10 protein-coding genes are annotated in these 12,992 nt (G+C 46.4%); 8 read left to right on the forward strand and 2 right to left on the reverse strand.

Annotated elements, in window-relative coordinates; translation table 11 throughout:
- Positions 1–4: 4 nt before the first annotated feature.
- On the reverse strand, positions 5–703 hold the full coding sequence (locus ONT08_RS06370) for an SIR2 family NAD-dependent protein deacylase (protein WP_006848157.1): 699 nt from the start codon (positions 701–703) through the stop codon (positions 5–7).
- A 174-nt stretch (positions 704–877) separates the two neighbouring features.
- Between ONT08_RS06370 and ONT08_RS06375 the strand changes: the two genes are divergently transcribed.
- The 7 genes from ONT08_RS06375 (at position 878) to ONT08_RS06405 (ending at position 9,710) form a co-directional block, all read left to right on the forward strand.
- Positions 878–1,480, forward strand: a complete 603-nt coding sequence (locus tag ONT08_RS06375) for an FKBP-type peptidyl-prolyl cis-trans isomerase (protein WP_006848156.1) — start codon at positions 878–880, stop codon at positions 1,478–1,480.
- Between the two features lie 85 nt (positions 1,481–1,565).
- Complete coding sequence (locus ONT08_RS06380; RefSeq protein WP_117693208.1) at positions 1,566–2,441, forward strand: FKBP-type peptidyl-prolyl cis-trans isomerase; 876 nt, start codon at positions 1,566–1,568, stop codon at positions 2,439–2,441.
- A gap of 36 nt (positions 2,442–2,477) precedes the next feature.
- The gene (locus ONT08_RS06385; RefSeq protein ID WP_118086038.1) at positions 2,478–3,449 is read left to right on the forward strand and encodes an FKBP-type peptidyl-prolyl cis-trans isomerase; all 972 of its coding nucleotides are present in this window, start codon (positions 2,478–2,480) and stop codon (positions 3,447–3,449) included.
- 281 nt (positions 3,450–3,730) lie between these two features.
- Positions 3,731–6,109 carry a glycoside hydrolase family 3 C-terminal domain-containing protein gene (locus tag ONT08_RS06390; protein WP_264959513.1) on the forward strand — a complete coding sequence of 793 codons (2,379 nt, stop codon included), beginning with the start codon at positions 3,731–3,733 and terminating at the stop codon, positions 6,107–6,109.
- 190 nt (positions 6,110–6,299) lie between these two features.
- Positions 6,300–6,767: an Lrp/AsnC family transcriptional regulator gene (locus ONT08_RS06395; protein WP_006848151.1), complete on the forward strand. Its 468-nt coding sequence runs from the start codon at positions 6,300–6,302 to the stop codon at positions 6,765–6,767.
- A 68-nt stretch (positions 6,768–6,835) separates the two neighbouring features.
- A complete protein-coding gene (locus ONT08_RS06400; protein WP_264959514.1) occupies positions 6,836–8,584 on the forward strand; it encodes a membrane dipeptidase in 1,749 nt (582 codons plus the stop codon).
- Between the two features lie 97 nt (positions 8,585–8,681).
- On the forward strand, positions 8,682–9,710 hold the full coding sequence (locus ONT08_RS06405; RefSeq protein ID WP_006848149.1) for a M28 family peptidase: 1,029 nt from the start codon (positions 8,682–8,684) through the stop codon (positions 9,708–9,710).
- Between the two features lie 286 nt (positions 9,711–9,996).
- Here ONT08_RS06405 and ONT08_RS06410 read toward each other — a convergent pair whose 3' ends face one another.
- On the reverse strand, positions 9,997–10,635 hold the full coding sequence (locus ONT08_RS06410; RefSeq protein ID WP_117587705.1) for a DUF4294 domain-containing protein: 639 nt from the start codon (positions 10,633–10,635) through the stop codon (positions 9,997–9,999).
- A 192-nt stretch (positions 10,636–10,827) separates the two neighbouring features.
- On the opposite strand from ONT08_RS06410, the gene ONT08_RS06415 reads away from it, so the two are divergent.
- Positions 10,828–12,945 (forward strand): helix-hairpin-helix domain-containing protein, encoded by a 2,118-nt coding sequence (locus tag ONT08_RS06415; protein ID WP_264959515.1) that lies wholly within the window; start codon positions 10,828–10,830, stop codon positions 12,943–12,945.
- Positions 12,946–12,992 lie beyond the last annotated feature (47 nt).

Consider the following 12,992-nt stretch of genomic DNA (forward strand, 5'->3'; position numbering starts at 1 on the left):
GTTTTTATTTTTCCAATATTTCCTTCAGTTCCTTCATACCATCTGAAGCCCCTTTCATGATGTGCTCTATCTTGTAATATCCATTGGTATTTACGGCACCCGGGTCTATCAGATAGATAGGAATGTGAGGCTTGGTATATGAAATCAGACCTGCAGCAGGATAAACGTTGAGTGAGGTTCCGATAATGACGAAGATATCGGCTTGCTGTACAGCTTCGGCTGCCGGCTCAATCATAGGAACGCTTTCGCCGAAGAAAACGATAAATGGGCGCAACAGGCTTCCGTCTCCAGCTTCGGTTCCCGGTTTTACCTCGCAGTCATCCTCAGGTAATTCCTTGATGTAGCGATAGTCGTAAGGGTCTCGTGAAGAGCAAACCTTTGATAGTTCGCCATGCAGATGGATTACATTCTTGGAACCTGCCTTCTCATGCAGATTATCTACATTCTGGGTGATTACCGTCACATCGAAGTCTTTTTCCAGTTCCTTGATAAGTTTATGTCCCTCGTTAGGTTGCGCAGCATAGAGTTTATGGCGCAACATATTATAGAAGTTTGTTACTAGGGTAGGGTCAGCTTCCCATCCCTCATGGGTAGCTATCTGTTCTACAGGATAGTTTTCCCATAATCCATCATTGCCACGAAAAGTTTTGAAACCACTCTCCACAGACATGCCTGCACCGGTTAAAAATACGAGTTTCTTCATCTTATCACGTTTTAATTATTCATATTTTCTTAATCTTTTTATTAAGAATGCACAAATTTAGCAATTTTTCTGCAAATAACATCGTTTTAAGCGAGAAAAATGTTATCTTTGCACTCGTTTTAAGGACAAAAAGTACATTTTAAGATTATTAATACATTATTATAAATAAATTTTATGGATAAAGTAAGTTATGCTTTGGGCATCGGCATCGGTCGCCAGTTGGCTTCTATGGGTGCAGAGAGTTTGAATATTGATGATTTTGCACAGGCTGTAAAGGATGCCATCGCCGGTAAACTTCAGCTCGGCGAGCAGGAGGCTCAGGAGTTGGTACAGAACTTCTTTGCAGAGCAGGAGGCTAAGGCTCAGGCTGCTGCTGCCGAGAAGGGCAAGGTTGCTAAGGAAGCTGGTGAGAAGTTCCTCGCCGAGAACGGCAAGAAGGACGGTATCATCACTACTAAGAGCGGTTTGCAGTATCAGGTTTTGCGTGAAGGTAATGGCAAGGCTCCTAAGGCTACCGATCAGGTTGAGTGCCACTATGAGGGAACGCTTATCGACGGTACTAAGTTTGATAGCTCTTACGACCGTGGTCAGACTGCTACCTTCCCATTGAACCAGGTTATCGCTGGTTGGACAGAGGGTCTTCAGCTCATGACCGAGGGTGCCAAGTTCCGTTTCTTCATCCCTTATCAGTTGGGGTATGGTGAGCGTGGTGCAGGTGCATCTATCCCTCCATTCTCAGCATTGATTTTCGATGTAGAGCTCGTTGCCGTTAAGTAATCTGTTAGTAGATATATTTAAACGAAGTAAAGGCAATTCTGGAATATAATAGATAAAAATAAAATTTAAAATATAAAATAAGGAAATGAAAAAGTTATTTTTCGGAGCCCTCGTGGCTTGTGCTGCTGCTACATTCGTAGGTTGTGGCAATTCTACTCCTAAGGCAGATCTCAAGACTGATGTAGATACTATGAGCTATGCTATGGGTATGTCTCAGACTCAGGGTCTGAAGGAGTTTATGGTAGAGCGCATGGGCGTTGATACTGCTTATATGGATGATTTCATCAAGGGTCTTAACGATGGTGCCAACGCTGGTGACGACAAGAAGAAGGCTGCTTACTATGCAGGTATCCAGATTGGTCAGCAGATCAGCAACCAGATGGTTAAGGGCATCAACCACGAGGTATTCGGTGAGGATTCTACAAAGTCTATCTCTCTGAAGAACTTCATGGCTGGTTTCATCACAGGTACTACAGGCAAGAAGGGCTTGATGACTGTTGAACAGGCTGCCCAGGTAGCTCAGGCTAAGATGATGGCTATCAAGGCTAAGAACATGGAGAAGGAATATGGTCCTAACAAGGTTGCTGGTGAGAAGTTCCTCGCTGCCAACAAGAAGAAGCCAGGAGTTGTTACTCTGCCTTCAGGTGTTCAGTACAAGGTAATCAAGGAGGGTAACGGCCCTATGCCAAAGGATACTTCTATGGTTAAGGTTAACTACGAGGGTAAGACAATCGACGGCAAGGTATTCGATTCTTCTTTCAAGCGTGGTCAGGCCGTAGATCTCCGTGCTAACCAGGTTATCAAGGGTTGGACTGAGGCTTTGGTTCACATGCCAGCAGGTTCTGTTTGGGAGGTTTACATTCCTCAGCAGTTGGCTTATGGTGAGCGCGAGCAGGGTCAGATTAAGCCATTCTCTGTATTGATCTTCAAGATTGAGTTGATTTCTGTAGGTGGCAAGTAATTTTTGTGGGAACTCATTTTTATAGAGGACTTATAAATGAAGAAAATATTAATGACAGCACTCGTCCTCGTGGCGGGTGCTTCTTTGTTTACAGCTAGTGCTGCAAGCAAGAAGAAGGTTAAGAAGGCGGCTACTCTTGTTGAGTTGAAATCATCAGCCGATTCTTTGAGTTATGTAGCTGGTATGAATGCCACTCGTGGTCTGATTCCTTATATCCAGCAGAGTTTTCAGGTAGATACTGCCTATATGGAGAATTTCCTTCGTGGTTACAAGGATGCGCTTGCCATGGGTATCAATCCTAAGACCGTAGCTTATTCTGCAGGTATGGAGGTTGCCAAACTGGTAGAGAAGCGTGTATATCCTGGCACAAAGGAAGAGTTGAAGAGCACAGGCGATTCTATCAGCCATGCTATGTTCCAGAATGGTTTTATCGCAGCTTTGGCTAATGATACAACATTCTTTACTACTAAGGCTGCTGCCGATTTCCAGAAGGAAGCTTTGGCTGGTGCCGGCGAGAAGTTCCTTGCTGCTAATGCCAAGAAACCTGGTGTAAAGGTGTTGCCTAGCGGTTTGCAGTATAAGGTGATTACCGAAGGTCATGGCGAGGTGCCTAAGGCTAGCGATGAGGTAGAAGTTATCTACGAGGGTCGTCTGATTGATGGTACCGTTTTTGATGCTACATCCAAGCATGGTGGCAGCAAGACTGACAAGTTCCGTGCCAATGGCTTGATTAAGGGTTGGACAGAGGCGCTTACTCTGATGCCTGTGGGCAGTAAGTGGCAGGTTTACATTCCTTACGAGTTGGCTTACGGCGAGCGTCAGGCTGGTCAGATTCCTCCATACTCTACTTTGGTGTTCGATCTTGAGCTGGTTAGCATCGTAAAGCCAGAGGTTAAGCCAGAGCCAGCAGACGAACAGAAAGAAGATGCAGCTGCAGTAAAGAGTGCCGACAAGAAGGTTGTTAAACCTGCAGCCAAGAAAGCTGCGCATTCAAAGAAGAGAAAGTAATTACGAAATTCATGTCATCAAGTAATTACTACTAAAATATAATAAGGTAAGAGCCAAGGATAGAATGCTATCTTTGGCCCTTTTTGTTTCTTTTACGTTTGTGTTTGTTGCTTTTGTATAAATAACGAAAAAGCGAATCTGATAATTCTCTTATTTGTATTATCTTTGCAGAAGATAAACTGCACTCGGCATAATATTCAAGCAAGCTTGATATTCTGCGCTCGTTTGCATTATCTTTGCACATGATAATAAACAACTTCAATATTTTAACCTAAAATAAAATGATGAAACAAATTACAACAACCGTATGTGCTACTGTGCTGATGGCTAGTTGCAGTAACATAAACAATACGGAACAGCAAGTGAACCAACAGGTAGATGAACTCTACAGCAGAATGTCACAGCCAGAGCGTATCGCTCAGTTGAGAAGTGGGTATATGGATGAGCTTTTTGATGCGGAAGGCAATTTGGATACCGTCAAATGCAAGCAGCTCATTCCTTATGGTATTGGACATTTTTCTCAGTACGCCAGTCAGGAATTGGTTGATGCCAATTTCTTGCGAAAGCGTGTAGCTGTTGTACAAGATTGGTTGATGCATCATACCCCTAACGGAATCCCGGCTCTTTTTCACGAGGAAGTTCTTTCGGGTATCAATACGCAAGATGCAACAGTCTATCCACAGCAGATAGGTCAGGCTTGTTCGTTCAATCCAGAGTTGGCAGAGCTCAAGACTTTGCAGACAGGTACTGCTCTTCGCAAGATGGGTGGCGTATTGTCGCTTTCCCCTATGGTAGACGTCTGCCGTACTCCAAGTTTTAATCGTCTGGAAGAATCATACGGTGAGGATGGCTATCTTTCTGCCGTTATGGGTACTGCTTTTGTCAAGGGTCTTCAGCAGGGCGACCTCAAGAAGGGAGTGGGAGCTTGCTCTAAACACTATCTGGGATATGGTGGTGGCGGTGATGCTGATGAGAAGGAGATGATGGAAGATATCCTTTTGCCTCATGAGACGATGATTCGTCTGGCAGGTTGCAAGGCTTTGATGCCGGGTTATCATGCTGTTCATGGTACCAAGTGCGTGGCAAATAGTGAGATTCTCAACGATATTTTACGAGATTATCTCGGATTCGATGGAATGGTGGTGAGCGATTATACTGCCATTGACCAGTTGCCGGGACTAGATACTCCTCTTCAGAAAGCTGTGGCTGCTATCAATGGTGGCAATGATGTTGATTTCCCTAGAGGCGAAAACTATCAGTATTTACAGGAAGCCTTGGATAAGGGACTTGTTAAGAAAGAAGTCTTTGAGCGTGCTGTAAAGGATGTTCTGCGTTATAAAATTCGTGCAGGACTGATGGATAAAAATCCATATCTGTATAGTACGGAGGATGTAAAGCTTGATACTAAGGAAGAACGGCAGACGGCTTACGATATAGCTAGCCAGTCTATTGTCTTGTTAGAGAATAAAGGTGTTTTGCCTCTTGTGAAGGAGGCTGATGTTAACAGCGCCAAGCAGGTTAAGAATATCTTGCTCACGGGTCCTAATGCCAATTCCATTTGGGCGATGTGTGGCGACTACTCTTTCCCTTCTATGTTCTATTTCTGGCAGAGTTGGAAGAAAAAGTGGGATGATAGCCACTTGCCACATATCGTTAAATTGCTAGAGGCAATGCAGGCAAGTAAACCTGAGGGTATTAATATTAAATATTCTCGTGGTTGCGACTGGACAGAGGAGATAGAGACCAAGTTTGAAGAGTCTGGCGATAAGCGTGCTTGGGAATATCAGCTCCTGCATCGCAAGGTTGATTCTGGCGAGAAGGCAGACAAGGCAGAAGCTTTGGCGATGGCAAAGGAAAGCGATGTTATCGTTGCTGCTGTAGGGGAGAATGTGATGCTCTGTGGTGAGAATCGTGAGCGAGATGGTCTCAAACTTCCTGGTAAGCAAGAGGAATATGTTGAGGAACTCTTAGCTACAGGCAAACCTGTAGTCCTGGTAGTCTTCGGCGGTCGTGCGCAGGTTATCTCCAAGATAGCTAAGCGCTGTGCAGCAGTCATCCAGGCCTGGTATCCAGGTGAAGAGGGTGGTACAGCTGTGGCTGACATTCTTTATGGCAAGATTTCACCATCAGCCAAGCTGAGTGTCAGTTATCCTAATACTGAGGTTTATGAGCCTATCTGCTATAATTATTCCATCCGGCAGGATGCCCGTGTAGAGTGGCCTTTCGGTTATGGATTGAGCTATACAACCTTTGCCTATAAGAACTTGCAGGCAGTTAGGGAACTCTCTACTGCTTCAGAGTCGAGCAATATCTACTTTGAGGTTACCAATACGGGTAAGGTTCGTGCCGATGAGATAGCGCAGGTATATCTGTCGCCAACTCAGAGCAACCAGCAGATTCATCCTATCCAGTTGCAGGGCTTTGCCCGCATCTCTCTCAATCCTGGCGAAACCAAGAGAGTATGCATCAGGTTCTATACTGATCAGTTTGGTTATTATTCTCATCGAGGCAATCGTCAATGGAACATAGCTCCTGGAACGTATGAACTGAAGATTGGAGCCTCTTCTCAAGACATTCGTCTTAAGCAGCAGATAGTTTTGACGGGTGATAAAGTGGTGAAACCTTTGCGTGATCATTACTTCTCCGAGGTTATCAGATAAGCGTATGATTTTTCTACTAAAAGTAGCAAAATGCCAAGGCTTTTGGTTAAAAACAGTATAAAAAACAACAAAATGCACGAATATTGCAAAATATTCGTGCATTTTGTTTGCAGTTTCAATAGATTTTATTAATTTTGCTATCTGGTATAGAAAAGTACCTTATAAATAGAATAATATAAAACAAAACGAAATGGAGAAAATAGACAATCTAGACAGAAAGATTCTCGGCATCCTTTCCAAGAATGCCCGTATTCCTTTCAAAGACGTAGCCGCAGAATGTGGCGTGTCTCGTGCTGCCATCCATCAGCGTGTTCAGCACTTGATGGAGGATGGTTTCATCACCGGTAGCGGTTTTGATGTAAACCCTAAAAGCCTGGGTTATTCTACCTGCACTTATGTAGGTTTGAACTTGGAGCGTGGTAATATGTATAAAAAGGTGGTAGAGCGCTTGCAGAACATTCCTGAAATCGTAGAGTGCCACTTTACAACCGGTTCATACACCATGCTGATCAAACTTTATGCCCGCGACAACGAGCAGCTCATGGATCTGCTCAACAATAAGCTTCAGGCTATCCCTGGTGTGGTTTCTACCGAAACGCTTATCTCTCTTGAGCAGAGCATCAAGCGTGAGATTCCTGTACTTCTCGATGAAGATTAATAAGAGTCTCCATACCTGAGTACGATTTTTAGAAGATCTTGAATCATTATTTATTGAAAGATAAACAAATGGAAACATTTGACTTAGAGTCGCATCTCCAGGATGCATACTCTAGATTTCCCGAAGCGAAGCATCAGCCCATAATTGGCCTTACTGCCAATTATGAAGGTATCGATGCTACGCTTCGCGACCGTTATTATAAGCAGGTAATAGCGGCTGGCGGTACGCCGGTTATTATTCCTCCTGTTGCCGATGCTCAGGTCATCGTCAATACCCTGGAGCATCTTGATGGATTGATTCTGACGGGTGGCGGCGACCATAATCCGCTGTGGATGGGCGAAGAGCCTTCTCCCCGTCTTCACAACATCAATCAGGAACGTGATGCTGCCGAACTGATGATTACCCGATTGGCTTTCAACCGCCAGATTCCGATGCTTGGCATCTGCCGGGGCATCCAGACCCTCGCTATTGCGCTGGGCGGAAAGGTGTGCCAGGATATCAAGCAGCTGGTAAAACACAGCCAGGATGCCGACCGTACTGAACCTACCCACATCGTAGAAATCAGGAAAGATTCCACCTTATTTAATATATATAATAAGGAGAAGATCTTTGTCAACTCGTTCCACCATCAGGCGGTAAGCGAGCCAGGCAAGCATCTGCGCACTATCGCCAAATCTTCCGACCATATTATCGAGGCAGTAGAGAGTAGCGAATATAAGCAGATTCTCGGTGTGCAATGGCATCCGGAATGGCTGGAAGAAGAAGGATTGAAGATTTTCCAATGGCTGGTTAATCAGGCTAACAACTTTTATGCAGCCAAGCAGTTGCATAAGCGCATCCTTACGCTCGATACCCATTGTGATACTCCGATGTTCTTCCCTCAGGGCATCAAGTTTGATCATCGCGATTCCCGCATCCTGGTTGATCTCCATAAGATGACCGATGGTCATCAGGATGCTACCACGATGGTAGCTTACCTGCCACAGCCTCAGATAGGCGAGAGCTTCAGCAGCAAGGTGGCTTTCGATGTAAAGGGACCTGCGCAGTATGCCGACCTCATCTTCGACAAGATAGAAGAGATTGTGAGCAAGAACAGCCAGTATCTCAGCATAGCCCGCACTCCTGCCGATCTTTATAGCGATAAGCGGAATGGCAGAAAGAGCATCATGCTCGGCATCGAGAACGGTCTCGCCCTGGAGCACGATATCAGTAACGTGAAGCATTTCGCCCAGCGCGGCATCGTTTATATCACGCTCTGCCATAATGGTGATAATGATATCTGCGATAGTGCCCGCGGCTGCAATACCCATAATGGTGTGAGCAGTTTTGGCGAGAAGGTGATTCAGGAGATGAACCGTCTGGGCATCATGGTAGATTTGAGTCATGGTGGCGAGAAGAGTTTCTACGATGCACTTGATATCAGCCAGACGCCTATTGTCTGCAGCCATAGCAGCAGCCGCGCGCTCTGCGATGTGCCTCGCAATCTGACCGATGACCAGATGCGTGCTCTCGCAGCAAAGGGTGGTGTGGCTCATACCACGCTCTATCACGGATTCCTGCGTAAAGAGGGTGAAGCCGACATCATGGACGCTATCGCCCATCTTGAGCATGCCATCGATGTGATGGGTATCGACCACGTAGGTCTGGGTACCGACTTTGATGGAGACGGCGGCATCCGGGGGCTCGCCGACTCTTCTGAACTCATCAATTTCACCCTCCAGTTGTTGCGCCGCAAATATAGCGAGCAGGATATTATCAAGATTTGGGGAGGCAACTGGCTCAGAGTGATGACGCAGGTGCAGAAATTTGGAAAGTGAAGAATGAAGAGTGAAGAACGAAGAAACAACGTTCGGCGGCCAAAGGGAAAGCCAATTCGATAGTTATTAAGTAATCATAAAGTTCAAAGTAAATACGATGACGAAGAAAATGAAGATAATTTTAGGCTTGGTAGTAGCTGCCGGAGTGGTAGCTGGAGCTATCAGCTATAAGAATGCCAACACCAGTTCGCCGGAAATCCAGGAAGTAGAGGAAGCAGAGAAGCTGAATCCTGTAGGTCCTGCCTTTAATGCCGATTCGGCGTTGGCTTATTGTGCCGCACAATGCGATTTCGGTCCTCGCGTCATGAACAGCGAGGCGCACGACAAGTGTGGCGAATGGATAGTGAGCAAGTTCAAGCAGTTTGGTTGCGAGGTAGAAACCCAGAAGGCTGACCTCAAGGGCTATGATGGTACCATCCTGAAGAATACCAATATCATCGCCCATTACAACCCGAAGGCTGAAACCCGCATCTTGCTCTGTGCCCATTGGGACAGCCGTCCTTGGGCCGACAACGACCCCGACAGCACCAACTGGCGCAAGCCTGTAATGGCAGCCAACGATGGAGCCAGCGGAGTAGCTGTCATGTTGGAGATAGCCCGCCAGCTGCAGGCTGACAAGAAGCTGAATCCCAACATCGGCGTAGATTTCGTATGTTTCGATACCGAAGACTGGGGAACACCTCAGTGGGCTGATGTTCAAGACGATGGCGATACTTGGGCATTGGGTGCCCAGTACTGGAGCGAGAACAAGCCTGAGGGATATAATCCACGTTTCGGAATCCTCCTCGATATGGTGGGCGGACAGGGAGCCAAGTTCTATCGTGAGGGCATGTCTATGCAGTATGCCGGTGGCATCGTGAAGAAGGTTTGGGCTGCAGCCCGTCAGGCTGGTTTCGGCTCTTACTTCCCTAAGAGCGATGGCGGAATGATTACTGATGATCATATTCCGGTCAACGAGAAGGCTAAGATTCCTACTGTAGATGTGATTGCTTATTATCCGGACTGTCAGCAGAGCAGTTTCGGTCCTACCTGGCACACCGTGAGCGATGATATGGCTCATCTAGATAAGAATGTGCTTAAGGCGGTTGGCCAGACTATGATTCAGGTGCTTTATACTGAGGAATAGGTGGGCATCCCATTCGAATATAAAAGGAAATGTTCCTAGGAAAAGTTGTTGCTTTTCTTAGGAACATTTCTTTTTTCAGTCTGTTTAAATCTTCGTTCATCGACGTTGAACCGCCGTTCAACGTCTATGAACCGCCGTTCAACGACGCTGAACGGACATTCAACGTCGATGAACGGAGATTTCTTCTGCTTGTATCAACAAAAAAACTTAGGTATAAAAGCAATTCCTATTGACTGGAAATGCTTTTATACCTAAGTGTATGGGCTTTCTGAATAAGATGAGCTGGTTAAATCTGCCCCGATTCTACCTGTCTTACCACTCTTTCTGTTAATCTGTCAACGCCGTTCGGGTCGTACTTCTTGTTGAGGCTGGCACCGAAGAGGCTTGCAAATGCCTGATAGAATCCGGCACGGATAGGACCCAGGAAGGCTTGGATAAGATGATAGGATGAGGAATTGCATTCGCGATACACCAGTTTGATGCAGAGTTTACCTTGTGCATAGGTGAGTTTCTTCATTCTCGGGGTATATTCCTGTTTGATACCTTTCTCTACCAGTTTCATGTGGGCATCTTTTGCCTTCTTGTTAGGCAGCGTTTCCAGATAATCACCCGTTTCGATGATAATCTTTCTTACCTCTTTGGCTATCGGCAGCACCTTCTTGATGTTGTATACCAAACGGTTGTAAGCCATTCGCTCCTTGGCGTTCTTGAATACTGGTTGTGGATAAACGTACACGTTGTTCACCTGAACATATTGTACGCTGTCATGATCCAAGAGCACTTTTCCTACCTTCACCATCGGTTCAAAGGTAGGGGCATCCATGTCCACCTCCCTGTCTTCAGGGTTGTCGCCATCGGTCTGCGCCATGGTTTGCAGGGTGATACAGAAGAGCATCGCCAGTAAAAAGTATATTTTCTGTTTCATGTAAATCTCCTCAAAGTTCTTTGTCCAGCTCCTTTTCTTCGTGGAGCTTCTTCTATATATAAAGAGGTGTAAGCCCCTTTGTGTTACTAATTACGCCGCAAAATTACAGATTATTTCTCAAATTGAGAAAGATTCTTGGCTTTTTCTTTCTCTTTTTCATATTTTAGCAGTAACTTTGTCTTAATTTAATAAATGAAGTGCCTACTGCAGATGAAGCATGCTCATTCCATAACATCCCTCTTGTTGAAACTGTTTCTCGTAGGCAGCTCCCAAATCTTCTGTGCCTCATGGGCTCAAGCCCAATCTTCCTCTCTTTCAGAACTGGGCGCCGTGCCCGAAGATTCTCTTTCCGCTTCGCCACCCTGGCAGCAACTGCTGTCCGACCTTTCTGCATCCGAAGATTTCGAGCATGTAGCCTGGCAGGACTATGAAGAAGATTTGGAGGAGATGGCACAGCATCCCGTCAATCTGAATACGGCAACGAGAGAAGAACTGGAGCGCATGCCGTTTCTTACTGCATCGCAGGTAGAAGACATCCTGTTCTATATTTACCGCTATGGCCAGTTGAAGAGTATGAGCGAGCTTACCCTGATAAGCAGTATCGGTTGGTACCAGCGCCAGCTGATGAGTTGTTTCTTCTTTGTGGCCGATGACGGGAGCAAGCCGGCTTTTCCCAGTCTTAAAAACATCGCCCAGTATGGCAAGCACGAAGTGATGGGCATGCTGAAGGTTCCTTTTTATGAGCGCAAGGGCGATGCGAGCGGAACCGGCGGCTATCTGGGTTATCCTTACAAGCACGGACTGCGCTACCAGTTTCGCTACGGCAATTCCGTCAAACTGGGATTCGTAGCTTCTCAGGATGCCGGCGAACCATTCTTCGGAGGCAGGAACACGATGGGTTACGACTTCTATTCCTTCTATCTTCAGGTAAAGAACCTGGGCAGATGGAAGAATATCACCCTGGGCAGATACAGACTGAACGCAGGATTGGGACTGATACTCAATAATGATTTCGGCTTCGGCAAACTCTCAGCCTTAACCTCCTTGGGCAGATCATCTTCCTGCATCATCCGCGGTCATTCTTCCCGTTCTTCAGCCAATTATCTGCAAGGCGCAGCAGCCACCTATACCTTATTTAAAGGACTGGAACTGACCGGCTTTCTTTCTTATCGCCAGATAGATGCTACGCTTTCTGCTGACGGCGGGGGCATCAAGACCATTCTGAAGACCGGTTTGCATCGCACGGTGAATGAGATTGCTAAACAGAAGGTAGCATCCAATACACTTGTGGGAGGCAACATCAGTTACCGGCATCAGGGCTGGCACATCGGAGGTACAGCCTTTTATACCTCTTTCTCCCTACCGCTCACGCCCAATAAAACCCAGCTTTACAAGCGTTTTGCTCCAGAGGGGAATGCCTTCTGGAATGCCAGCATCAGCTATGGTTACATCTCCCATCGCCTCACCCTCTCTGGCGAGACGGCTACTGGCGATTGCGGTTCCATAGCCACGCTCAATGCAGCCTCCTATCTCTGTTCCGACCATTTCACGCTCATGGCTCTCCACAGGTTCTATTCTGCCCGTTACTATTCTCTCTTCAGCAACAGCTTTTCCGAGGGGAGCGATGTGCAGGATGAAAACGGCGTATATCTGGGCTTTACCTGGATTCCTGCCCATCATTGGAGCATCACAGCCTATAGCGATTTCGCCTATTTCGCCTGGCCTAAGTATCAGACTCGGGAGAGTACTCAGAGTTGGGATAATCTGGTGAATATTCTCTTCCAGCCCTCCAGAGTCCTGACGGTAGGAGGAAGGTTCCGTTATAAGGATAAGGCGGGAACCACGACCGGCCGTCTGCGCCTCTATGCCACAATAGTCCAAAAACGATGGAGCGCCAAAACCAGTTTAGACTATACGATGAGCCAGGCGGAAAGCACGATGAAGAATGAGGGCGATGAGCTTAGTAAAGGCTATATGGTGAGCGAGCATATAGGATGGGAATGGAAATGGAAGAAGCAGTTGAAAGGAACGTTGAGAGGCTGCCTGGGCTATTTCCATACTTCCGATTTCGCCTCCCGTATCTACGCTTATGAGCCTGGTCTGCTCTATCAGATGAGTTTCGGCAGCTACTACGGCGAGGGCATCCGTTACGCCTTGGTGGCACGCTCAGAGATAGGTTCCCATCTGCTGCTTATCGCCAAATTGGGTACAACCGATTATTTCGACCGCTCTCACATCTCTTCTGGTTTGCAGGAAATCTCCCGCTCTTCACAATCCGATCTGGAGATACAGGTAAAGTGGAAATGGTAAGAAAGAATGGAGAAAAACGGGAAAAATATATCAAGAATAAAAAATAT

The sequence above is a fragment of the Segatella copri genome (assembly GCF_026015465.1).
In the GTDB taxonomy this organism is placed as follows: Bacteria; Bacteroidota; Bacteroidia; order Bacteroidales; family Bacteroidaceae; genus Prevotella; species Prevotella copri_E.

Bases quoted from the DNA above. Each gene is read 5' to 3' on its own strand.
- ONT08_RS06370 (WP_006848157.1), bottom strand. From the start codon at position 703: ATGAAGAAACTCGTATTTTTAACCGGTGCAGGCATGTCTGTGGAGAGT.
- ONT08_RS06375 (WP_006848156.1), top strand. From the start codon at position 878: ATGGATAAAGTAAGTTATGCTTTGGGCATCGGCATCGGTCGCCAGTTG.
- ONT08_RS06380 (WP_117693208.1), top strand. From the start codon at position 1,566: ATGAAAAAGTTATTTTTCGGAGCCCTCGTGGCTTGTGCTGCTGCTACA.
- ONT08_RS06385 (WP_118086038.1), top strand. From the start codon at position 2,478: ATGAAGAAAATATTAATGACAGCACTCGTCCTCGTGGCGGGTGCTTCT.
- ONT08_RS06390 (WP_264959513.1), top strand. From the start codon at position 3,731: ATGATGAAACAAATTACAACAACCGTATGTGCTACTGTGCTGATGGCT.
- ONT08_RS06395 (WP_006848151.1), top strand. From the start codon at position 6,300: ATGGAGAAAATAGACAATCTAGACAGAAAGATTCTCGGCATCCTTTCC.
- ONT08_RS06400 (WP_264959514.1), top strand. From the start codon at position 6,836: ATGGAAACATTTGACTTAGAGTCGCATCTCCAGGATGCATACTCTAGA.
- ONT08_RS06405 (WP_006848149.1), top strand. From the start codon at position 8,682: ATGACGAAGAAAATGAAGATAATTTTAGGCTTGGTAGTAGCTGCCGGA.
- ONT08_RS06410 (WP_117587705.1), bottom strand. From the start codon at position 10,635: ATGAAACAGAAAATATACTTTTTACTGGCGATGCTCTTCTGTATCACC.
- ONT08_RS06415 (WP_264959515.1), top strand. From the start codon at position 10,828: ATGAAGTGCCTACTGCAGATGAAGCATGCTCATTCCATAACATCCCTC.